This window comes from Polaromonas sp. 39-63-25 (genome assembly GCF_002278925.1).
GTDB lineage: Bacteria > Pseudomonadota > Gammaproteobacteria > Burkholderiales > Burkholderiaceae_C > Polaromonas.
On record NZ_NCJH01000018.1, the window covers coordinates 45,364 to 68,429 of the forward strand.

A 23,066-nucleotide genomic window follows, 5' to 3' on the forward strand; every position below is an offset into this window, starting at 1 on the left:
GTGATTGAAAATACGGTTTCGGATGACACAAACACTGGTTTAGCCATTGCAGTACGGCAACCACCGGTCGTATACGAAGAACCTCTCTCTCATGACGAAGGCCATTTTTTTGATGCGAACGGTGCGCCCACGCCTAAAGAGGCGTCTGTCATGGCAATGGATTCGCTTGCCGGCACACCCCTTATCCCCAGCGCACGGATGGCGTCTATCGTCTCTGGAATAACGATGGCCTGGTTGTCTACCATGTAGGCATAGAACAACTCCGCGCCTTCCACGTGCAGCATGTCGGACCAAAGTCCTACTTCGTACAGGCTGTCGTGCGGCCGGCCGCTGTCGGCCATCAACTCCTTGACCACGTTTGGGGCAGTGAGGCCGGTACTGCCTTTGATTAGGGCGATCCGGCTGGAGCGGGAAAAGGTCTCCAGAACTTCCTCTTTGCTCGCTGAACGGGTCATATCAACCGCCCAATAATGGACGTGCGCAATCGTCGTCGGAACAGCGACCGCCATCGTCACCACGTCGAGATCGGGGTCAACGCTGCGCGCATCGGGCCCCTGGTGGCTCGGAATCGAAGGTTCGGGAAGCACCGTGTTCATGATGCCGCCCAGATGACTTTCCCATGGGTCGGTGGCGCGCCGCAGCAGTGTGCCGCGCGCGCGTTTGAGCAAGCCGGCGCGTTTGAGGGCACCCAGGGTGCGAACGATCGATGTGGTATTGCAAGACACCACACGGGTCGCTCGGCGACCGACCGCCGAGGCGTAGTTCGCCTCAGCCACGAAGGAATGCCCAGTTACTTCATGTTTTTCGCCGCCGTGAAGAATAAATGCCTTTCCGGCGGCGCGATAGCGCTCCGCATTGCTGGCACCAACGCGCTTGGGCGTACAGTCCACGACGATGTCGCTGATGCCCAAGAGATCATCAAGCGACCCGCTGAGATGAAAACCCGCCTCTCGCATGCGCTGGCTTGCCGACGCGTCCGCGGCATAGAGGGGTATTTGTTGCGTCACGGCGCCCAGAATGCGCCAGTCTGCGGCAACATCGGCTACGCCCGCTAATGCCATATCCGGCTGATTTTTGATGGCTTCGGCAACACGCTTGCCGATCACCCCGTAGCCGACGATGCCTACCTGGATCATGTTGTTCATTCGTTCTCCTTTATCAATCGATACTGGGCTACCGCGAGATCTGGGGTGTCACGCCTCTGGACGCCTGTGAGGTCGGGCTCAGCGAGCCATATCGCTGCCGACGCGCCCTTCGCTTTCGTCCTTCCGGCACGGCCGCACGAGTCTCTTTTCACGTAACACCTCTTCCGGCACTTACGACTCGGCGAATCCGCGCCATGTCCCGCTGCCGCCAGGTGAGATGCTCATAAACACTGCTCCAGTACATGCCGAAAGCGAAGCCAAACAAGAGCTCCTCTATAGGCAAACCACCCGGACGCCAGGCAAGCAAAGCGCCCAGGTTCCAGACGGCCTCAACGTAACCGGGCCAAAACCACTTCAACCCGAGCAGAAAGACCGCATACAGCGCCAGAAAAACGCCTCCGCCGAAGAGTGTGTTTCGCCAGAGGTCCGGCCGGCAAAAGAGTGTTGCCATTGCCCCTGAAAACATCGCCAGAATTCCGGGATAAATTGGATTCCAACGCATCACCATCAGGCCACCGAAGACGAAAATTGGACTGGCTAGCGCCAACAGGTGCCAGCGATGCTGTGGCATCGATCTCGCTCGGTGATCCATGCTTCTGAGTGGTAATGAAGTTAGAGCGCGATAGCCGGCCACGCCTAGGCCACCGATCGCGAAACAGAAGATCAGGCTTTCAATATCAAAGCCTGTTCGTTGGGCCAGATCAAACAGACTGGGTGGATTCCAGTAGGCGGGCACGAAAAGCGGCTCTGTCAGACCGAAGGGTGTGGTCAGCGTGCTGGCCCAAAGCATGGGACGGCGCTGTTCGGGGCGGAAGTAGAACAGCAGTGCCCACGGCACCATAAATGCCGAGGCCCAGATTAACCATGCATAGCGGAAAGATGGATCGTCGGTCATGTCGTAGCGCCCCAAGTGAGATGATTTCCAATGCCCAGCGACGTGTTAAGTGGGGTGTTGCGTCGAAGGTGATCCGCCAAAGTTCGGAATAAATCGAGGTGTTCGGCTCGCGTAGCGATCCCATTCATCCCCAAAACGCTGTGCCGATTCGCGCTCCTCCGTATAGGAAAGCCGCACGTACATCACACACAAGACTGGGAACATCACCAGCGTCAGTACCGTTGGCCACTGCAGCAGGAAGCCGAACATGATCATCACAAACGCCACGTACTGGGGATGCCGAACCCTTGCATATGCGCCACTTTGAGCAAGTGTTCCTGCACGCTGGTTCGCGTACAACACCGACCAAGCTGCGGACAGCAGCCAAAAGCCGCCGCCGATGAATAAGGCGCTAAGCAGATGAAACGGACCGAAGTGGGGATTAGCACGCCAGCCGAACATCACTTCCAACAAATGACCGGCATCGTGCGAGAGGAAGTCCACACCCGGGAACTTGGTGCTCAACCATCCCGACATCAGGTAGATGGTTAGCGGGAAGCCATACATCTCGGCAAAAAGCGCCACCAGAAACCCGGAGAAGGCACTGAACGAGCGCCAGTCCCTTGGGCTCTGCGGCTTGGCGAAACTAAAAGCGAAAATAATGAACACCAGTGAATTGATGACTACCAGCGTCCACAGCCCATAGGCTGGTGCAGAAGATTGGTCCATGTCCTTGACTCCGAAATAGGTTCAGTGGTGGTGGGTGCCAGATGACGCTGATGCGCCCGGCTTCGGGGTAACCTCTCCGGGTGCTGCGTCTTGGTCGCGGCGGCCGGGCGTATCGTCAGATCGATGTTGACCGTGGCCCCCATGACCACCGTGGAACATATGCATCAACACGCAGCCCCCCAAGAGCAGGAAGGGCAGCCAGCCGAAAAGATGAGCGCGATGTTCTGTCAAAAGGAAGAACAGCGCGACCGCCGCAAAACCAGCGAATATCCAGGTCGAGACCTTGCCGCGTTGGCGGCGGCGTAAGGAAAGTAAGCGTTTCATGTGAAAGTCCTTTCGAGGATCGTGGTTGGAGAAAATACAGGGCTCAAGGGCCGTGTACGGAATGTCAAAATGCGCGGTTCTTCATTCATGGCTAAGTTCCTCAGAGACCGGTGCTATGGACACGGATGCGGTATGAGCTGTCATCATCGAATGGCGTCGATCGCGATAGGAGTACTTCATGATCTTCCGTATAAGGTTGTGAACAGATGCTCCTCTGCAGCATCGCGCTGTACACGCCACTGTTCCAGCGTGGCGGAAATAAATTTCCCCGCCTCCTCTTCCCGTAACCGCCACGGGTTATCTTTGGATGCAGCCTGTCGGTTCCGCCGGACCCACTCCGCGGCGAAGGTCACCCAAGCCATCGCTGGCGTCACCTGCGGCGAGAACAGGTAGCGCCGCAGACGCATCGGGTGGCCCCACTTTTGCGTGAATGCAGACACCGGGTTGGCACTCCACTTGATCCAGGGGCTGGCCCAGGTGCGATATGCCAACTCGTTCCACTGCGACACTACTGCCACTTTCTCGAAGGCCTTTCGTGGATAGTTGAACTGCAAGTCCTCGATACGCCGCTCCTCGAACCAGACTTTATGCCTTGGCAATGACGTATCACCGCCAGCTGGTTTTTCAGCTCCGCGCACTGCCCGGCTTTTGACCGGCTCTCCGAGCTTCATCTCATACAGCCCGGGTGCCAGATTCTTGAAGGTTTCGATGTTTTCCAGAATGGCCCGGTGTTCATGTTGTGCAACGCTGGCTGACACGAAAATTCCCAGGTGCCCGACATGCGGATTGAGAAGGTACACGATGCGCTGTCCCGCGGCTTTGAGCGCGGCTGTGTCAGGGTAGATCGCGGGAAGCCAGGCCAGCGCCTGATGCGGTGGTGTGATGTTGTCGCCGCTGGAGGCGAAGATCACCATCGGATTGCGGATGCGCTTCAGGTCTACGACACAGGGATCGGCCATATCGCACGAGTCGAGTTGGACCTGGCCTTGCTCTAACCGGTTTCCGATGAACAGGTTCTCAACGGTGGCGAGGATTTCTTCGCGGCTGAGGAAAAAGTAGCTTGACCACCAGCGTTCGAATTCAAGGAAACGTTCGCGTTCGGTATCCACATGGGCGTAAAGGTTGTAGTTCTTCTCCCACCAGGTATTGGCCGGATTTAGACCCTCGAAGTTTTGCACCAGCCAGGCGCCATCGAGCCGCCCACCGCCAAGATCGGCCATCAGGTGCGTGAGCCACTCGCCGCCCAGCAGGCCGCCAGCAAGGCGCATCGGGTTCACTTTTTCGGCACCGGCCCAGTACGACAGCGGCGAACCATTGAGCACTGCCGGACCGTCGAGACCCTCACATTCGGCGGCCAGCAGCGCCACAGCCCAACCGCCCTGACAGTTGCCGTAAAGAGCCGGTGCCACGCCGTGGCGACGTACGATCTCTTCTACGAACGCGCGCAGTGCATGGATCACGTTACTGAGCGTCTGGCCCGGGCAAGGCTCGGAGAAGAAGCTGGCGAAATAGGTCGGGTGCCCCTCGTGCAGTGCCACGCCAACCTCGGAGTCGTGCTTGAAACCGCCGATACCTGGACCGTGACCGGCACGCGGATCAATCACCAGAACCGGCCTCAGGTCTTGCCGCTCGAAATCGCTGGCATGTGTGGGGCCACAGCGTGTGATGCGCAGCAGCGCGTAGTTGGCGGATTTTGCGAAAGTGCGGGCATCCAGCACCAGTTCATGCTCAAAGTCGAGCAAAGGCGGCTGGCCAGCGCGCTCGTGGGCAAGCATGTTGTCGCCGCGTTCGCGTAGCACGTCGAAGAACAGCACGCCGCGCTGCACGGAATCGATGTAATAGCGCCACGCGGCATCCAACGCCCCCAAACTGTCTGTCGCGGCTTGCACCTTTGGCGCGGCAGACTCGCCGGGTGAGGCGTCTGAAACCGGCTTGGCTGAAGACCTGGCCTGTGTTGCGGTAACTCGCCCAGGTCTTCCCTTAGGACGATGTGTGCTCGTGCTCATGGTCTACCTTCTATGTTTCGAACAATCTGAGTCCATGTCGCTTGGAACCGAGTACCGCTTTATCATGATGAAACCCCTGCGGCCGTTGTCGTTGAAGCTTGCGGCTTCTGGTGTCTAATACCAGCGAGCTTGGTGCGTTTGAGTAGCAATGCATTGATTGCTACCAGGGCCGAGCTGCCGGACATCGACAGTGCTGCGACCTCGGGCGACAGGGTGAATGGGTAAAAGACGCCGGCCGCCAGAGGAAAGGCAATTACGTTGTAGCCGACAGCCCACCACAGGTTCTGGTGCATCTTGCGCAGCGTGGCGCGTGACAGCTCGATGGCACCGACCACGTCATAGGGATCGCTCTTCATCAAAATGACTTGGGCGCTCTCCATCGCCACGTCAGTGCCCGCGCCAATTGCGAAGCCCACATCAGCCTGTGTCAGGGCCGGAGCGTCGTTAATGCCGTCGCCGACCATGCCGACCTTATGGCCCTGGGCCTGCAGTTCTTTGATCTTGGAGGCCTTCTGGCCAGGCAACACATCGGCTAGAACGATGTCGATGCCGAGTTCTTTCCCAATCCGATCCGCTGTGGACTGATTGTCCCCGGTGATCATCGCGACCTTCACGCCACGCTCCTGCAGCTTGGCGATCGTCGCCATGGAGGTTGGCCGGACGGCGTCGGCGATGGCAATCAGGCCTATCAGCTTGCCAGCCCGAGCGACATACACCACGGTGCGGCCGCCGCCCTGAAGACGGGAGGCTTGCGACGAGAGCTCCTCCAAGGCGACGTTTTCAGATTCCATCAGCTGACGATTGCCGAGCAAGACGTTTTCACCGTTGATAGCTGCGCGAGCGCCCTGCCCATCAATATTGGTAAAACCCGTCGCGACCTCAGTCGGCGTGGTGCCGGCTCGCTTGAGTATTGCAAGCGCCAAAGGATGCTCGGAGAACTTCTCCACAGCCGCTGCCGTGGCCAGCAGCTGCGCGTCGTTGACACCTGGCGCGGTGACCATTTCCACGACGTCTGGCTGCCCGAGCGTGAGCGTGCCCGTCTTGTCGAAGACGATGACTGTCAACTTGGTGGCGTTTTCCAGCGCGGCAGCGTTCTTGAAGAGGATGCCGTTCATGGCCCCAAGTCCGGTCCCGACCATGATGGCCATCGGGGTGGCCAGCCCCAGGGCGTCGGGGCAGGCAATCACGAATACCGTGATCGTTAAAGTCAGGGCGAACAGCAAAGGCTGGCCCAAGACCCAGAACCAGACGCTGAAGGTGAGCAGCCCGATAACAATGGCAGCCAGCACCAGCCACTGCGAGGCCCTATCCGCCAGCAACTGGCCCGGGGCCTTTGAGTTCTGCGCTTCCTGGACTAACTTGACAATCTGCGCGAGCGCGGTGTCTGCGCCGACTTTGGTAGCCTTGTAGCGGAAGCTGCCGCTTTTGTTGATCGTAGCGCCGATGACCGCATCGCCAACGACCTTTTTTACTGGCATGGACTCGCCGGTCAGCATGGATTCATCGACCTGCGAACCGCCCTCAAAAATTTCGCCATCCACCGGAATCTTGTCTCCCGGTTTGATGACAACTGTCTCCCCGACCAATACCTCGGCAGTAGGGACCTTGACCTCGACGCCACCACGCAGCACTGTGGCCATGGGTGGGGCCAGATCCATCAAGGAGCGGATCGCGTCCGAAGCTCCGGCGCGCGCGCGCATCTCCAACCAATGCCCCAACAAGATGAAGACCAGCAACACGGCTGCCGCTTCGTAAAACACCTCACCTTCATAAAGGAAAGTGGCGCCGACACTGAAGACGTACCCCGTGCCTACCGACAGGACGACCAGGGTCGCCATGTTCGCAACCTTGTTGCGCGCAGCACGCCAAGCAGCGATGAAGAAGGGCCAGCCCGGATAGGCAATGGCACCTGTCGCGACGACGAACAGAAACAGCTTGCGGTCGATGCCAAACGGAGTAGCAAAGTCGCCAAACATCTGCCCCATCGGTGAATACAGAAACACTGGAATTGCGAACAACAGTGCTACAAGGAAGCGGTTGCGCATGTCCTTGGCCATGTCCTCCATCGACATACCCGGTGCGTGCCCCATGTCATGCATCATGTCGGCCTTCCCGTTAGCGGAAGGGTCGCCGTGACCACCGTGAGAACCATGGTCGCCACGCGCCGCTGGCGCAGCTTTCACCGCGGCTCGCAGCTCAGTCCCCGAATCGCCGCCAGGCATGGTGTGCCCGGCATGTCCGGCATGTGCATCTCCTGCCGTCTTATGCTGCTCCGGAGCGCAAACATAGGCTGGGAGGAGTTGGCCGCGGCAGTGATAGCCGCAGTCGATCACGCGTTGCCGGATAGTTTCAAGCTCGATCCGCGATTCATCATAGTGCACGGTCGCGCTGCCGGCGACGTAGTTCACGTCTACGTGATGGACACCCGGAAGCGTAGAGAGCTGCTTCTCAACGCCTGTGGCGCTCAGTGTGGAGACCAGATCGCCAACCTCGATGGTTTTTGTTTTCATGCATTTACCAATACAAATAATTCAGCGGGCCCGCAGCCTGGCGTCGCTTGGAGTAGAGACATCCGAGTCGCGACCATGGTCACGGGGAGTGCCGTGTGGCCATCTCTGCTGGGCTTGTTTGCGGCTCTTCCTGCTCATGGCCGGGCCTATTGACCTTGATCTGCCGGGCGCGCCTTAGCCGGGTAGCCAAGGCTGGTGATCGCCAATTCAATTTGCGCGGGCGACACCCGGGCGGGATCAGTCACAACGGTAGCGACGCCCGGATTCAAAGTCACTTCGGCGTGACTGACTCCGTCAATTTTTTTCAGAGTTCGCTGCACGCTACCCGTGCAACCGCCGCAAGTCATTCCGCTGATATCAAATTTAAGTGTGTTCATGGTAAGTTTTCCCGTGAGTTGAATTGCCTAAGCCCGTGTATAGATTCGCCTTCACGCCTTGACGCGAAAATTGATCATCATCCCGCCGTCTTCGTGTTCCAGGTTGTGGCAATGGAATACATAGGTCTGGTCGCCGGGGTAATCGTGGGCGAAGTCGATTGCCACCCGCACCGTTTCACCGGGCCAAACCAGCACGGTGTCTTTCCAGCCGAGGTCGCTTACGGTGCGGCCCTGACCGAACCGCGCCATGGCCGCTATCTGAGGCGGGCTGCCAATGCGTTCGAGCACCTGGAACGAAAAGCCGTGGATGTGCATCGGATGCGGCATGCCCAGCGCCGGGTTGCTGATGCTCCAGATCTCCACTGCACCGCGTTTAACGTCGAATGCGATTTCGTCCATCCGAAAGGTGTATCCGTTGATCAGGAAGCGCATTTGCCCCATCGACAGTTCGATCTTGCGCTGCGTGGCGCCCTCGGTGGGAATCGGCTTGACCTGAGACAGCGTGGCCGGCAGTTTGGCGACGACGCGCTCGCCGGCCGTGACAGACAGTTTCAAGATATTGAACTCCAGGCCCAGCGGCAATCGTGACGAGGACATGCTGGCCATCATCTGGCCCATGCCCATGCCGCTCATGCCCGGCATGCCGCCCGGGCCGGCAGCAGGTCCTTCGTTTTCCATCGCGTCGAAGGTCAGACTTCTGAGGAAGATGTCCTCACCGGGCCGCGCCTGGCCTGCGTCGAACAGCACGTCAAGGCGTTCGCCCGGCGCGAGAAAGGCTTCGCTCACCGTTTCCGGCCGTTCGATCAGGCCGCCGTCGGTGCCGATGACGGTGAAGTCAAGCGCCTTGTTTCCCTTGACGAAGGCGAGCCGGTAAATGCGCGCGTTCGACCCGTTGAGCAGCCGCAGGCGGTAGGTGCGCGGTGTGACGGCCTGCACCGCATTGGGTGTCAGGTTGGCGAGCATGATGTCGCCCAGCCAGCCCATCATGGCTTCATGGGCACCAGGCTTGTACAACAGCTTGCCCTGCGCGTCGAACTGCTTGTCCTGAATGACCAGGGGCAAATCGGTGACGCCGAGCTGCAGATCAAGTGCCTTGCTGACTCTGCGCTGGTCATCGTCGTCCACCAGGAAGAAACTCGCCAGGCCGTGATAGGCCTGTTCGGCGGTCAATTCATGCGCGTGCGTGTGGTACCAATAGGTGCCGCCGCGGTTGTTCACCTTGAAGTCATACGCATAGCGCCCGCCCGGACCGATGGTGCTGGCCGGGTGGCCGTCCATGGCGGCGGGTGTGTGCAGCCCGTGCCAGTGGATGATCGTCGGCTCCTGGAGCGCGTTGTCCAGGCTGGCCGTGAAACGCGCGCCGCTCTCAATGCGCAAAATAGGGTTCTGGTAGGCCTTGCCCGCCTGCTCGGTCTGGTACAGCAAGAAGGGGGATTCGCGGCCGGGCAGCAACGGGAAGCTCGCCGCCGTAGCGCGGATTTTGAGCGGCCCGGCGACATCGAGTACCCCAAACGGCCCGCTGCCGACAGGAATGAACAGCTTCTGCTGGAAATTGTCTGCAGCCACCGGATCGAAGGGATAGTGGCGAAACGGCCCGCCCGCCAACGCCTCGGAACGAGGCGATCCGTAATACATCCAGGCGGCGCCCCCGGCGGCGGCCACGGCCGCCACACCGGCAAACTGAAACAGCTGTCTTCTCTTCAACATATAACTTACCTTTACAAGCTTTAACTACCCCGCCAGCGCGCTAGAGCCGGCAATCAACGCGTCATTCGATTGAGCAGCCAGGCGAAAAAAGCCCCTGCCAATAGCGCCCAGGTGCTCAGTACGAGCAGCGCCGTCAAGAAACCTTGCCACCCGAATGGCCGAGGCTGAACCATGCTGTTGAAGTTCATGCCATGGAAGAGGTTATTCATGAAACCCAAAAAAGGCCCTGGGGCAAGAGCCCAGACCAGCGCGCACAGGGCATAAAACACCCCGACGGTGACAGCCAGAGCAATACCTGTACGAAACGGTGTCATGACCACACCCCTTACTTCGCCGGCGTGGCAGGCATCCGGTCCATCATCATTTTCATCATGGTCTGCATCATTTCCATGCGCTTTTCCATCATCTGATGGCGCGCGCCCATATCGCCCGTCATGCCTTGCATGCCTTTCATATCACCCATACCGGCGCCGGACATGCCGCCCATCATGGCCATGCCGTCCTGCATGGTTTTCATGTGCTCGGCCATCAGCTTGCTGCGCTCTTCCGGGGTTTTGGCGCTCATCATCTTTTCGTGCATGCCCTGCATGGTCTTCATCTGCGCGTCCATCTTGGCCATATGGTCGGGTGGGGCCATGCTGCCCGCAGTTGCCGAGCCCATGGGCATCGTTGGAGCGGTAGTGCAAGCAGCTAACGTGAGAGTGGCAGCAAGAGCAATGACAAGGGAAATTGAACGGAGATGGGTCATGACAGACTCCTGGTTAGTTGACGGAAGGGAAATACAGTGTGTATGCGCGCACGCGCAGGTACCGGCGTGATGTCCGACTTTGCCCGCTATACCAAGAGGACCAAGAGCCAAAATCGGCGGAAAAATGTGGAAGCGGCGAAGATCACAGAGCGCGAGGCTCTGGAACACGCGGCAGCAGACGGCTAGAGTGCTAGTCGCGAGTAGCGAACCCGAAGGGGTCGCTCAGATGTCGTGGGCCGCATTTCGTCGATTCGACTAAACGGGAAAGGGCGCCGCAGCAAGATCGATCTGGACAGACCGCAATTTCTGCGGGGACACAGAGGACTCGCCATCGGCGCAAGCCTTAAGGCACGGTGCCTTGGAAGCACGGGAGTCATCGCCGTGGTCGGCAATGACCCCAGCATGACCAGTTGATATGGCGGGTGCATGCGTTGCATCGGCCAATCCGGCTGCTACGTGGAGATGGGTTCCGCGAGCCTCCAGAAGACAAGCATTAGCGACGCCTGAAGCCAAGGCAAACACCCAAAACAGCAGCGCTACGAATGCGATGCTGCGTTTTGAGCGGATGTTGGAAAAGAGCTTCATGCTGGTACAGATTTATGCTTTTAATGTTATCTCGCCAACGCGATAGCTGATTGACATACATCAAGTGGAAGTTAAGCCAGATCACAAAACCGGTCAGTCTGCCGCCTGCATTGACAAAGAAGACGAGGCATTTGCTCGATCTCCTTGAAGATAATATGGGCTCTGATTTGAAAATTGGAGATCTTTTCCTGAACCTCTTATCCGCCTCCATCACGTCCACGGTGTCTGCTCTTGCCGCAGCACTTGCCGTCGGCATTTTGATCGGCCTCGAACGCGGGTGGCGTGAACGCGAGGGCGCTGATGGGAGCCGGGTCGCGGGATTGCGGACGTTTGCATTGTTCGGCTTGTTGGGCGGCGTGCTCGGCGTCCTAAGCCAGACACTGGGGCCTTGGCCACTGGCTGCAGGGCTTGCCGGCTTGTCCTTGCTCGCCACAGTGTCTTATCGGGAAAGTGTGCGTGCCCATGGCAGCCTGAGTGCAACTACCGCTGTCGCTGCACTGCTGACGTACGCCCTGGGCGCACTGGCGGGCATCGGCCATGCTGCCGTTGCTATCGGCGCATCTGTCATCGTCGCAATGTTGCTGGACCTCAAACCCACCCTGCACCGCTGGCTACGGCTGGTGGAGCACCGCGAACTCAGCGCTGCGCTGCAGCTGCTAGTCTTGTCGCTGGTCATCCTGCCCTTGCTGCCGGATGCCGGCTACGGCCCCTACAAGGCATTGAATCCTTATCGTCTTTGGTGGGCGGTCGTCCTGATCGCCGGCCTGTCTCTGTGCGGCCATATCGCAATACGCTTCACCGGACCCCAGCGGGGCATTTTCTGGACCGGTCTGCTGGGAGGGCTCGCCTCTTCGACCGCCGCCACATTGACGCTCGCCAGACGTGCTCGAGCTGAACCGGGGATGGCCAATGCCGCGGCAGCCGGTACTTTGGCCGCCTGCGGAATGATGTTCCTGCGCATGGCGGTGATCGTCGTCTCACTTCAGCCTGCGCTAGGCAGGCCGCTAGGAGTTCCAATGGTCGCTGCGGGTATCGCGCTACTCGGCCTGGGCGCATTGCAGTGGAAGCGACACTCATCAGTCGACATCGCACCCGAGGGAGATCCCGTCGCGCCGTTCGATCTGAGTACTGCGCTGGGCTTCGGCGCGTTTCTCGCCGTGATGATGGTACTGACTCAGGCCGGCAGAGAGTGGCTGGGTAATCCGGGCCTGTATGTGGTGGCGACACTCTCCGGGCTGGCAGATGTCGATGCAATCATGGTCACCGTGCTTCAAATGCAGGCTGCAGGCAGCTTGACGGTGACCCCCACCGCGACGGCTGTTGGCATCGCAGTAGCGGCCAACATGGTAATGAAGGCGTTGATAGCCGCGGTGATCGGCGGTCGATCCCTAGGCCGCCGTGTCGCAGCCGGCTACGGTGTTTCAATCGCTGTCGGTACGGCGGCTGCAACCATCATGATGCTTGTCTAAAAGTTCCGTCAGCGCATTTCAAGGCATCCAGGTCGCTGCACGCTGTCAGGCGTCAAATTTGTCAAAACTTCCAGCGAAAGACGCGTGATTCTGCCTCGCCCGGACGCTCCAGCCTGAGCTCAACGGCACTGGGCGGAGGTGCGGTCATGACAAACTCAAGCACGCCTTCGCGATGGTGCCCGCCCGGCGCGGCACCCGTCCACGCAACCGGTTTGATCTCGCGACCATCGGCAGTCATCAGCGTTGCGGTCTTGAGCAGATCATCGCTGAGGTCGCTGCTGTGGGTGTCAAACACGACGGCAAATTGCCAGCGCAAAATGCTGGCACCGACCGCCTTGGGTGTCACCTTCACCGTGACCCCTTGCTGGACCGATACTTGGGGTGAAGCCTGCGCGCCATCCTGCGCCTGCACGCCGAAAGTCGCGACCGTCAAAGGCAGAAAAAGCGATAGGGCAACCAGAACCTTCTTGGGTGCGCCGCGAAACGCCATGGAAATTGGCATACTGAACTCCTTGTTTGTAAAGGATCTGATCCTAGAAAATTTGAGCACCGATGCGATTGAGATGCATCAACTGTAGCCCATGCCAAAGAAAGCTTAGGTGCCGCGGTTACTACTCGGCCAATTGCAGACCTCAAGAGCAAACCGAACGCTCAAAAATCGCTGTTTTCGCGGATTTCCATTCCGGCCTAATCCATGGACATACCGAACTCGCCAACCTGACTATCGCCAGTTGCATCCGTAAATGTCAGTGTTTGTGATCGTTATGGCCGTCACTCTTTGGCGGTAGTTTGTCGGCTGCCACATTCACTAGCCCTTTCATACCGGCGTCAAAGTGGCCCGGCTGCAGGCAGGCGAAGTCAACCCTGCCCGCCCTCGTGAACTGCCAGATGATCTCGCCGCTTTTACCCGGTGCTACGGTGACCATATTGTCGTCGGCGTGTTCCATCTCCGGGTTTTTCTTCATCACCTCATAGTGGTCCTTGAGATCCTTTTCGGTACCCAATACCATTTCGTGCTTGACCTTACCGGAATTCTTGGCGACGAAGCGAATGGTTTCACCTTGTTTGACGTTGAAATTTGAAGAGTGGAAGCGCATATCGTCTTTCATGTCGACGGTGACTGTGCGCGTCACTTTGGAAGCGACGCCAGGCTTGCCGATCGCGCTATCGTCGTGATTCCCTGCCGCCATCGCGGACAAAGAAAGCAAGGCGAAAGGCAGCGCGAGCAGGATGTTTCGTGATTTCATGGAATACCTTTCAAGAGTGGGTGTTGAATTGCGTTGAAGTCTGACCCGAGTTTTCCATCGAATATTGACCCACACTCTTTGTGAGCAGAAGCTGCTCACGATGTGGATAAGTTCTTGGTTTTCTCCTTTTTGGGCTGAGTCTGTGTGGATCTGCCTCAAAGTGCGCCGCTGTTTCCGCGATTTTGTTGCCTCGACTCCCAGCCAGGTAGCCAGCTTCTCGGCGTACGGATCGAGCTTGCTTGAGCTGACCCGCCTTTCGTAGCTGGGCTCCGTCTCATCTGATCGCAGGTACTTCTTCACTGTGTTGCGAGCCAGGCCTGTCCGCCTTGAGATCTCGCGGATGGACATCTGATCTCGCAATGCCCATCGCCTGATGACATTCAATGTCGCCACGTCTATCACTCCTAATTTCTCCTGCTTTTAAAACAAGCAGGGTAGTGCCTACGTGGGTCAGTTTTGGATGGAAATTACTGCGCTAAGTGGGTCAGATTTCGACGGAATTCAACAGACAAGGCTGCGCTTAGCAGCCCCACATAGGTCGCTACCTTCAGTGGAGCGGTAGAAAATGAGGTGATTCCTTCAATCGCAAAATTAAAAAGGCGCCAGTACCGCCATTTGCTAGATCCCGCTGCGCGCGGCGCCCGATCGTAGTCGAGCGTCACTTGCCGAAAGCCCACCCAAGCAAACAAGCCCTTCATGAATCGCCCTCTTTCCGACAACAGGTTCAGTGCGGCAACCACTCGCCTGTCCAAAAGTCTGAAGTCGCCCACATCGGGAGGCACGGGTACTTCGCTCAACATGTTCATTACGCGATAGAAGGCGTAGGCTGTTGCCATCTTGAACCAGGATTCACCAGCGCGTGAGCGACGCCTCATATTGACAATGTCAGCACCGTCGCGCCACGCCACGACCATTGAAGCAATCAGCTCGGGCGGGTCCTGCAGATCGACATCGATCAAAATGACAGCATCGCCTTGAGCCAAACGCAGACCGGCGCTCATGGCCTGCTCTTTCCCGAAATTGCGGCTCAGTCGAACAACACTGACTTGTTTTTCCAGCGCCTGCAGGTTCTGTAGTATCAGGAATGTTCCGTCAGAGCTTCCGTCGTCGACGTAGAGCACCTCTACTTTTTCGTCCAATTTTGCGAGGACCTCTTTAAGACGTTGATGGAAGGCCGCAAGCACCGCTTCTTCGTTAAAGACTGGAACAACCACACTCATGGAGCAAAGTGAAGCGGTGGGGGTATCAAACCCCAGTGGATATCGAATCATTTGAAAGACCAATTGCGATTGATGGGATATGCGATGCACAGAAAAAAAACTGTCGCGACCAGCTGAGCGACAAGGTAGTGCGTGGCGAGCAGGTGCACGCCGACCCACACGATGCCCCCATTGCCAATGGCCGAAAGCATCGCGATCATTGCGTATCGCGGCAGCACGACGCAGTGCAGGTTCGGGGTCTGAAAGGTAAACATCCGGTTGCCCACGTACGCGATCATGAATCCGGTAACTGCACCGATGAAAGCTGAGAATGCTGGGGGAACACCGGCCACCTTTGAAAAAAAAATCAATACCAGGTAATGGACTGCGGTAGCACATCCGCCAACAAAGCCATACCGGGCAATTCGTCGCGCTTGGGGCCTGTGACTGGGTATTTGCGGCTGGATCTCGAGCACAGGCATAGGTGAGCCTGTACGTGTTTTGTTGGTGAGGGAATTTGGTAATGCCACATGCAAGGAGTGTTAGTTGCGACCGATCAACGACCGGCACCGAAGACGACTTTATGGCTGAGAAGTGTATGCAGCAGTGGCACGTCGGGCAATGACTACCAGATTACTTTTTAGTAATCTTGGTCAACGGAGCTGCGCGCGTAATTATTGATAGCAAGCTCGCAGAAGACCATATCGTATTTGCCATCGCAGTCCAGCCAGTTGTTGGTTTGTAAGCACATTTTTAGCAAAACAAGTAGGACTTGCGCGTCAGGGTTCGCTGGTTTTCGCTTTCCGCGCGGCCTCTTGGTGCTTCCTTGTTAAACCGATATTTCAGCCCGTCGGGTTGATGAAATATCTGGCAACACAAAAGAGGACCTATGAGAAACATTCTTATCGCAGCGGCATTGGCTGCCTGCACCATAAGTGGTGCGTATGCTCAGAGCACGGCGCAACTCGCCGGTGCTGTGGACGTCTACGCGGGAAGGATGCAGATGGCCGGCGATGCCCAGCGCACCAGTGTTGTCAACAGTGGCGGCTTGACCACCTCATGGTTCGGTGTCAAGGGTTCGGAAGACCTGGGCGGCGGCCTGAAGGCGAATTTCGCGTTGTCTTCATTTTTTCGAGCTGATACGGGTGTGCAGGGGCGCTTTACCGGTGATACCTTCTTCTCGCGCGAGGCCTCTGTTGGCTTGTTTGGCGGTTTCGGCAGCTTGACACTCGGGCGCGGGCTGGCGCCCAACTTCCTGCCGACGGTCGTCCTGAATCCCTTTGGCGACTCCTTCACGTTCTCGCCGCTCATGCTTCACAAGAATGTGCCCCTGTTCAATGGGACCGGATGGGCCGCTACCACGCCTTCCGACACGGGGTGGAGCAACCAGGCGACCTACAGCACGCCGGACATCGGCGGCTTGCGTGCTAACCTGCACTATCAGTTCGGGGAGATCGCTGGGCAATCCGGCAAGAAGAATGTTGGCGTTAACGCGCTGTATTTCAGCGGCCCCATGGCACTGGGCGCCTACTACGAGAGAAATCAGGTGACCAATCCCGTGCCGGTCGCCTTCGCGTTGGGTGACACAAGGACGGACTGGATGCTGGGCGGCTCATACGACTTCACGGCCGTCAAAACGTTCGCAACGTACGGACAGAGCAAGGCGGCTATTTCCACGACGCGAGCCAAGTCCTATTCGCTGGGCTTGTCCAGCCCGCTTGGCAGCGGCAAGATTCTGGCTGGCTTGGCCGGGACACGAGTGGTCGCAGGCAATACGCGCAACACCCTTTCGTTGGGCTACGACTACAACCTGTCCAAGAGAACCGATGTCTACGTGATTGCCATGCTTGATCGCATCACGACATTTAATAGCGGCTCCAGCTTGGCCACGGGCATTCGACACAGGTTCTGATTCTGATTTTTCGAGCTCGCGGGGCCGGACAGCCACAGAGCTTGCGATCGGTGCTCACCTTGCCCATGGCTGCATGACAGCGCGGGTTGAGAAGTTCGCGATCCCGGAAACTATCGATGCGATTCAGGCTCTAACCGCTTGGTCGGTGTCCGCAGGGGATCCGATCAAACCTGCCGACCTTGCTCTGGGTATCAGTTTGCCACTCACATGGTCTGGCCTATTGGGACCCTCATGACCTGAGGCCGCGGCGTCGAGATCAGAAGCCCTGCTGAAAGGATTTCCCATGACTGACGCCTTGAAAGCCTGCACGTGTGCGCCCGATGCGTATCGCCGTCAACTCACCTTCGCCACAGTGGGTGTCGGCGGCGCCGGCATCGTCGCCGCTGCGGTTCCCTTCGTGTCGTCCTTTGCCCCCAGCGAGCGCGCCAAGGCGCTTGGCGCGGCGGTGACGGTGTCGATCGAGGATTTGCCGGAAGAGCGGCTCATGACCGTCGAATGGCGTGGCAAACCCGTCTGGATTTTGCGGCGCAGCGCGGCTCAGCAGCAGCGCTTGCAGTCGCCCGATCTGCTAAGCGCCTTGGCGGATCCGGCTTCGCTGCGACGCGAGCAGCAACCCGACTACGCCAAAAATTCGCAGCGCTCGATCCGACCCGAGATCGGCGTGTTTGTCGCGTTGTGCACGCACCTCGGTTGTATACCGGCGTATCGCCCCGATGCCGGTGCGACCGACTTGCGTGCCGGGTGGCCGGGTGGCTTTTTTTGTCCCTGCCATGGGTCGGCTTTCGACCTGGCAGGTCGTGTGTTCCGCAACGTTCCGGCGCCCAGCAACCTTGAAGTGCCGCCGCATCGCTATGTCTCTGACTCCCTCATAGAGGTTGGCACTGACAAAAACGCCAACTGAAGTCCTGCCTGTGAACTAGATTTTCAGGTGTCGCGGGCACTGCCACAGGCTCCAAGCCGCACGTCATGCAGGACTTCAGCGCAGTTTTGACCGATCAGCATCAGCTATCCCGCCGCGCTCCAGCATCTTCGCCTCTACGGTGTCCGGCATCGGTTGATTGCGCTCGTCAAGCGCTGCGCACTGCTTGCCCTCGTGGTCCAGTCAGTTGTTGTTTTGCAAGCACGACAAGGTGGGCCTGCAAGCATGTCTACGTCATCGCCATGCGTGATCGCATCACGACATTCATAGCTGCTCCAGCCTGGCCACGGGCATTCGACACAGGTTCTGATGCGCGTAAGTCGTGTATTGGGTCCCGGTTGTTATTTTCCGCTAGATGTAATTTCCCAAGAGATTGTTCACCCGAGGTGAAGGAAGATGGAGGCTCTTACATCCCAACTTTTTCAGGACTCCCCGGATGAACATCCACAAGAATGCCTCAATGGCGCCCAAAGGTCGAGCCCATTTGGTTAAAGAAATAGACCGGATGGGTCTGAAGCCAGCGGCTGCAGCCGCTGGTTTGAGTGCCCGCACGGCCCGCAAGTGGCAGCAACGCTACGCCCAGGAGGGCAGCGCTGGACCGCAGCTCCCGACCTCTGATTTGCCCACAGCGCAGTTACGCCCGCAAAGTCGAGCGGGCCGTGCGCTTGCGCAAGACTCAGCGCCTGACCTATTAGATTGCCGATCGGGTGGGACTGTTGCGAAGCGCTATTGCCCGGGCCTGCAAGGCCGCCGGCGCAGCCAAGCTGACAGCCTTGCAGGATGCGCCACCGGTGGTGCGCTATGAGCGCGCCAGCCCCGGTGAGTTGCTGCACCTGGACACCAAGAAGCTGCACCGCCTTGATCGGCCGGGCCACCGGGTGACGGGTGACCGCACCCAGAACACACCCCGGGCGGGCTCCCAGGCGCTGCATGTGGCCATCGACGACCATTCCAGGGTGGGCTTTAGCCTGCTGCTGCCTGATGAGACGGCACGCTGTGCCTGCGCTCACCTGCTGGCGGCGCTGCGTTACTACAAGGCCTTGGGCGTCAAAGTGGCCAGCGTGATGACCGATAACGGATCGGCTTACAAATCAAGGCGCTTTGCCAAGCTGCTGCGCCGCTTGGGGATCAGGTACACCCGCACGCGCCCGTACACTCCGCGCACCAATGGCAAGGCCGAACGATTCATCCAGACCTTGCTGCGCGAATGGGCCTACGCCTTCGTCTATCCCAATTCAGATGCGCGAGCCCATAAGCTGGCGCCCTGGATGCATCACTACAACTTCACCAGACCCCACTCAGCTACCTCCCACTTCCCTCCCACCTCCCTCCATCTTCTTGCCTCGGATTTGATGGGAACAACGTCGTGAGAAACTACAGCTAGAAGATAACGCGCAAACCAGCACGGACCAGTGTTGAAGGCTGCTGCCCACCCGGTTGAGTAAGAGGGTAAAAAGTTCTCGACAGATCCACATAAGGCGCGAAACGCCGGTTGAATTCGTAACGTGCCTGAATGCCAATGTCGACTTGGTAAGGTCCCGAGCGAACCGTGGAATCGAGGTTCGAAGCGGACCACTCCACATTGGCGTAGGGACGCAGGATGAAGCGGTTGGTCAGCAGGAAATCGTTTTCGAACCGGGTGCGGGCGGATACCTTGCCGTCGTCTCGAATGAATAGCTTTAGATCGACGTCAAAAGAGTACGGTGCGAGGCCACGAACTCCCAAAGCGAGGTAGTCACGTCGACCTGGTCGCTCGTCATGTCGCAGGCCAATCTGTGCGTCCCAGAATGGAGCAACGTAACGCCCGTAAAGCAGCTGCATCTCAGCGGCCTCCGTTCGTCCTTTGCTACGCTCAGCATCAAACTGGTACCAAAGCCTATTGACGTCACCGCCAACCCAGCCATCGACACTGAGTGACTGGCTTGAGCCGGCCTGGCCGCGTATCTTGCCGGTTCCGGCTTCGACCTTGGTGTAGGAATAAATCGACTCGTCTTCCACCGCCTGCGCAGACAGGGCAGACAGGCCGAGGACGGCAGCAGCGAGCCAACGCACCGATGCTATAGGGTTGAGATTGTTGTTCATTATGGTTAGGTTCAAGCTACTTCGACAAGGCGAAACATGCCGGTCACTGCGTGGTAAAAAAGATGGCAGTGGAAGGCCCAGGTACCTTCGTCTTCGTAGGTAACATCTAGCTCCACTGTTTGCGCCGGTGGCACGATGATGGTGTGTTTGCGCGGGGCGAATATGCCATTGCCATTGACCAGCTCCATGAATACGCCGTGCAGGTGCATGGGGTGCTCCATCATGGTTTCGTTGACCATCTTGATGCGTACCCGCTCCCCAAGCCCTATTTTGAAGGGCTTGGCGTTGGAAAGTTTCTTGTCGTTGATCGACCAGAAATAACGCGTCATGTCGCCGGTCAACCGTACCAAAAGTTCTCTTTCCGGCGCACGGTTGTCGGCGTTGCGGGTGGCAGCGCGCAGCAGCCCGTATTTCAGCCGGCGCAAGCCGTCCGCATCCACCGGGGCGGCAATCGGGGCGGCCGCCGTCTGGTCCGACATTCCGGGCATACCCGCCATCGAATCCGCCGGCTTTGCTGCAGGCACTGGCTTGCCCGACGCTGACATGCCGGGCATGTCGGCCATGGCCTTGTCGGCAGGCGTGGAAGGCATGGCCATAGACGCGCCTGGCGAAGTGGCCGCCGGTTTGCCCATATTCATACCTGCCATGCTCGCGTCTGCAGCGGGTTTGGTATCCATGCCGGGCATTCCGGCCATGCCTGAAGCATCTGCCGCTCCCGAGGTATCGGCTGAGCCGCTCATGTCCATGCCCGCCATACCCATGTCGGCCATCGTCCGCACGGGCTTCGGTCCCATGTCCGGCACGGGGGCACTCATGCCAAGTTCCGGTGCCAATGTTCCCAGTGCGTAGCCGATGCGTGCGATGGTGGGCACGAAAATACTATAGGCCTTGGCTTCCTTCGGTTGCACGATCACGTCGTAGGTTTCGCCGTTGCCGATGCGGAATTCATCGACTTCGACAGGGCTCACGTTCTGACCGTCGGCCTGCACCACAGTCATCGGAAGGCCTGGAATCCGGACATCGAACATATTCATCGGCGAGGCGTTGATGAAGCGCATGCGCACGCGTTCGCCGGGCTTGAAAAGCGCGGTCCAGTTCTCGGCTGGCTTTTTGCCCGCCATCAGGAAAGTCCATTCGTCGCCGCCGTCGCTGAAGTCGGTCGGGTCCATGCGCATCTTGGCCCATTCCATGCGATCGTTCCAGACCGCATCGCGCGCCTTCTTGTCGGGTGCATTGCGCAGTTGAGCGAGAAACTGGGGCGTCGTGATGCGCCGGTAGTTGTAGTAGCCTTCAACCTTCTTGAGGTTCGCCAGCACCTGGGGTGGTGGCGTGTCGTTCCAGTCCGACAGCATCACGATGTACTCGCGGTCGTATTTGAAGGGGTCGGGCTTGATCGGGTCGATGACGATGGGGGCGAAATACCCGGCCGCTTCCTGCAGCCCCGCATGGCTGTGGTACCAGTACGTGCCTGACTGGCGCAGCTTGAAGCGGTAGGTAAAGGTTTCGCCCGGCTGAATGCCCGGAAAGGTAACGCCTGGCACGCCGTCCTGATTGTTGGGCACCAGCAGTCCATGCCAGTGAATGCCGGTGATCTCGCGGAGCTGATTCGTCACGCGAATTACGACCTCTTCGCCCTCCCGAAAACGCAGCACAGGCCCCGGCATGGTGCCGTTGATGGTGATGCCCATGGCAGGCTTGCCAGTGATATTGAGCGCCGTCTCGGCGATCGTCAGGTCGTAGGCGCGGTTGACGGGTACCGCGCCAATCTCAACAGCGCGCAGCTGTGCCCAACCGGGTGGAAGCGCTCCCAAGGCGCCCAGGCCAAGCAGCGACTGCAGCGATCTGCGTTTCAGTTCATCCATGGTGATCTCATTTTCTTTTGTGCAAAAGTGACACGGTAAAGGCCGTGCCGACTGGGTCGGCGTTTCTCTGCCCCCTGCTTACTGGGCAAGTTCAATGCTGGTCACGGCTATCGCGCCGTCCGATTTTTCGGCCTTGAACTTGACTTTGCTGCCCACCTGGACCTTGTCCAGCATGGCCGCGTCCTTGACCTTGAATACCATCGTCATACCGGGCATATCGAGGTTTTTGATGTCGCCATGCTTCAGGGTGATCTTCTGGTTCTCCTTGTCGATCTTGCGGACCTCGCCGTCGGTTTTTGCTGAGTTTGCCGCTGTGTCCAGCGTCATGCCGGGCATGCTGCCTTGATTCGTCGGCGCCGTATTCATGCCGGGCATGCTGCTTTTATCGGTCTTGTCCATCTTCATTCCGGACATGTCCATACCGGACATGCTGTCCTTGCTCATGGTGGTCTGGGCATAGACGTTGGCGGCGAAAGACGCCGCCAGAGCGAGGGCGCCAAAAGCGGCGAGAGATTTAGAGGTTTTCATAATGTATTGATTTCCGGGGAAGTTGAAAAAGTTAAAAGTTATATAAAAAAGTATCGCTCAGGGATGCGAGAACCCGGCAAAAAACGCTGTCGGGCTATTCGGATCGATCAATGCTTGTGACTTGCGTTGTGGCCTGCGGGAGTGTCGGCGTTAGGCGCCGCACCAGCGGTTCCTGCGACGGTGACCAGGCCCTTCATGCCGGCGTCGTAGTGGCCGGGTTGCAGACAGGCGAAATCAACTTTGCCTGACTTGGAGAATTGCCAGACGACTTCGCCCGTTTGACCCGGTGCGACCGTGATCATGTTCGCGTCGGCGTGCTCCATTTCGGGCATTTTCATCATCATGGCGTAGTGCTCCTTGAGTTCTTTCGGCGTGCCGAGAACCATTTCGTGCTTGATCTTGCCGGAATTGGTAACCAAAAAGCGGATGGTTTCACCCTGCTTGACAGCGATGTCGGCCGAGGTGAAACGCATGTTGTCGGTCATGTCGACTTTGATCGTGCGGCTCACGTTGGCTGCCTGCCCCGGCTGACCAATGGTGGCCTCACCGTGACCACCTGCATGGGAGCCAGCGGCGAAGGTAACAACCGAAGCAGCGGAAAGAGCAAGCGCCAAGGTAGCTGTGCGAAGATGATATTTCATGAAAATGTCCTTAAGGGGTAGGGGTAGGAGAAGGGCCGGGCGGTGTTCACCCTGCCCGGCTTGGTGCGGGGGTCAGTTGGCGTACTGTTCCTGAAACAGGGTCCGCTCCGCGTCTGTCATGGCGAGGCTTGGCTTCGGGGTGTTGTGTGCAATGCTGTCGGTGTGGACAAGCCTGCCGTCCTGGAACGCATAGCTATGCTGT

Annotated in this window: 21 protein-coding genes and 2 pseudogenes; 4 read left to right on the forward strand and 19 right to left on the reverse strand. The window is 58.5% G+C overall.

What is annotated here, in order from left to right; translation table 11 throughout:
• Positions 1-89 precede the first annotated feature (89 nt).
• From B7X65_RS18660 to B7X65_RS18705, 10 genes are all read right to left on the reverse strand, one after another.
• Complete coding sequence (locus B7X65_RS18660; protein WP_293595797.1) at positions 90-1,145, reverse strand: type II glyceraldehyde-3-phosphate dehydrogenase; 1,056 nt, start codon at positions 1,143-1,145, stop codon at positions 90-92.
• Between the two features lie 148 nt (positions 1,146-1,293).
• Entirely contained in the window at positions 1,294-2,040 is a 747-nt protein-coding gene (locus B7X65_RS18665; protein WP_293595798.1) for a lycopene cyclase domain-containing protein, read from the reverse strand.
• Between the two features lie 45 nt (positions 2,041-2,085).
• Positions 2,086-2,748, reverse strand: a complete 663-nt coding sequence (locus B7X65_RS18670) for an isoprenylcysteine carboxylmethyltransferase family protein (RefSeq protein ID WP_293595799.1) — start codon at positions 2,746-2,748, stop codon at positions 2,086-2,088.
• Between the two features lie 21 nt (positions 2,749-2,769).
• A complete protein-coding gene (locus tag B7X65_RS18675; protein ID WP_293595800.1) occupies positions 2,770-3,072 on the reverse strand; it encodes a DUF2933 domain-containing protein in 303 nt (100 codons plus the stop codon).
• A gap of 176 nt (positions 3,073-3,248) precedes the next feature.
• Positions 3,249-5,078: a DUF3141 domain-containing protein gene (locus B7X65_RS18680; RefSeq protein WP_293595801.1), complete on the reverse strand. Its 1,830-nt coding sequence runs from the start codon at positions 5,076-5,078 to the stop codon at positions 3,249-3,251.
• Between the two features lie 62 nt (positions 5,079-5,140).
• Positions 5,141-7,588, reverse strand: coding sequence for a cation-translocating P-type ATPase (locus tag B7X65_RS18685; RefSeq protein ID WP_293595802.1), 2,448 nt, complete (start codon positions 7,586-7,588; stop codon positions 5,141-5,143).
• 146 nt (positions 7,589-7,734) lie between these two features.
• A complete protein-coding gene (locus B7X65_RS18690; RefSeq protein ID WP_293595803.1) occupies positions 7,735-7,965 on the reverse strand; it encodes a heavy metal-associated domain-containing protein in 231 nt (76 codons plus the stop codon).
• 51 nt (positions 7,966-8,016) lie between these two features.
• On the reverse strand, positions 8,017-9,672 hold the full coding sequence (locus B7X65_RS18695; RefSeq protein ID WP_293595804.1) for a multicopper oxidase family protein: 1,656 nt from the start codon (positions 9,670-9,672) through the stop codon (positions 8,017-8,019).
• Between the two features lie 53 nt (positions 9,673-9,725).
• The gene (locus B7X65_RS18700; protein ID WP_293595805.1) at positions 9,726-9,986 is read right to left on the reverse strand and encodes a DUF5676 family membrane protein; all 261 of its coding nucleotides are present in this window, start codon (positions 9,984-9,986) and stop codon (positions 9,726-9,728) included.
• Positions 9,987-9,997: 11 nt separating this feature from the next.
• Positions 9,998-10,420 (reverse strand): hypothetical protein, encoded by a 423-nt coding sequence (locus tag B7X65_RS18705; RefSeq protein ID WP_293595806.1) that lies wholly within the window; start codon positions 10,418-10,420, stop codon positions 9,998-10,000.
• 635 nt (positions 10,421-11,055) lie between these two features.
• Here B7X65_RS18705 and B7X65_RS18710 point away from each other — a divergent pair.
• Positions 11,056-12,474, forward strand: coding sequence for an MgtC/SapB family protein (locus B7X65_RS18710; protein ID WP_324487341.1), 1,419 nt, complete (start codon positions 11,056-11,058; stop codon positions 12,472-12,474).
• Between the two features lie 61 nt (positions 12,475-12,535).
• Here B7X65_RS18710 and B7X65_RS18715 read toward each other — a convergent pair whose 3' ends face one another.
• From B7X65_RS18715 to B7X65_RS18735, 5 genes and pseudogenes are all read right to left on the reverse strand, one after another.
• Complete coding sequence (locus B7X65_RS18715; RefSeq protein ID WP_293595807.1) at positions 12,536-12,964, reverse strand: hypothetical protein; 429 nt, start codon at positions 12,962-12,964, stop codon at positions 12,536-12,538.
• A gap of 256 nt (positions 12,965-13,220) precedes the next feature.
• Positions 13,221-13,721: a cupredoxin family protein gene (locus B7X65_RS18720; protein WP_293595818.1), complete on the reverse strand. Its 501-nt coding sequence runs from the start codon at positions 13,719-13,721 to the stop codon at positions 13,221-13,223.
• Positions 13,722-13,859: 138 nt separating this feature from the next.
• Positions 13,860-14,123, reverse strand: a pseudogene (locus B7X65_RS18725) (IS21 family transposase); the annotation flags it as partial.
• A 65-nt stretch (positions 14,124-14,188) separates the two neighbouring features.
• Complete coding sequence (locus B7X65_RS18730) at positions 14,189-14,941, reverse strand: glycosyltransferase family 2 protein (RefSeq protein WP_324487339.1); 753 nt, start codon at positions 14,939-14,941, stop codon at positions 14,189-14,191.
• A gap of 47 nt (positions 14,942-14,988) precedes the next feature.
• Complete coding sequence (locus tag B7X65_RS18735; protein WP_293595808.1) at positions 14,989-15,402, reverse strand: GtrA family protein; 414 nt, start codon at positions 15,400-15,402, stop codon at positions 14,989-14,991.
• 407 nt (positions 15,403-15,809) lie between these two features.
• On the opposite strand from B7X65_RS18735, the gene B7X65_RS18740 reads away from it, so the two are divergent.
• The 3 genes and pseudogenes from B7X65_RS18740 to B7X65_RS18750 all read left to right on the forward strand — a co-directional run bounded on the left by B7X65_RS18740 (position 15,810) and on the right by B7X65_RS18750 (position 19,135).
• On the forward strand, positions 15,810-16,832 hold the full coding sequence (locus B7X65_RS18740) for a porin (RefSeq protein ID WP_293595809.1): 1,023 nt from the start codon (positions 15,810-15,812) through the stop codon (positions 16,830-16,832).
• Positions 16,833-17,115: 283 nt separating this feature from the next.
• Positions 17,116-17,733, forward strand: a complete 618-nt coding sequence (petA, locus tag B7X65_RS18745) for a ubiquinol-cytochrome c reductase iron-sulfur subunit (protein WP_293595810.1) — start codon at positions 17,116-17,118, stop codon at positions 17,731-17,733.
• A 454-nt stretch (positions 17,734-18,187) separates the two neighbouring features.
• Positions 18,188-19,135, forward strand: a pseudogene (locus tag B7X65_RS18750) (IS481 family transposase).
• Here B7X65_RS18750 and B7X65_RS18755 read toward each other — a convergent pair.
• The 4 genes from B7X65_RS18755 to B7X65_RS18770 all read right to left on the reverse strand — a co-directional run bounded on the left by B7X65_RS18755 (position 19,132) and on the right by B7X65_RS18770 (position 22,864).
• Positions 19,132-19,833, reverse strand: a complete 702-nt coding sequence (locus B7X65_RS18755) for a copper resistance protein B (protein ID WP_293595811.1) — start codon at positions 19,831-19,833, stop codon at positions 19,132-19,134. The pseudogene B7X65_RS18750 and the gene B7X65_RS18755 overlap by 4 nt on opposite strands.
• An 11-nt stretch (positions 19,834-19,844) precedes the next feature.
• Entirely contained in the window at positions 19,845-21,695 is a 1,851-nt protein-coding gene (locus B7X65_RS18760) for a copper resistance system multicopper oxidase (RefSeq protein WP_293595812.1), read from the reverse strand.
• A gap of 78 nt (positions 21,696-21,773) precedes the next feature.
• Positions 21,774-22,223 carry a copper-binding protein gene (locus B7X65_RS23925; RefSeq protein ID WP_324487327.1) on the reverse strand — a complete coding sequence of 150 codons (450 nt, stop codon included), beginning with the start codon at positions 22,221-22,223 and terminating at the stop codon, positions 21,774-21,776.
• A 107-nt stretch (positions 22,224-22,330) separates the two neighbouring features.
• On the reverse strand, positions 22,331-22,864 hold the full coding sequence (locus tag B7X65_RS18770; protein ID WP_293595813.1) for a cupredoxin family protein: 534 nt from the start codon (positions 22,862-22,864) through the stop codon (positions 22,331-22,333).
• Positions 22,865-23,066 lie beyond the last annotated feature (202 nt).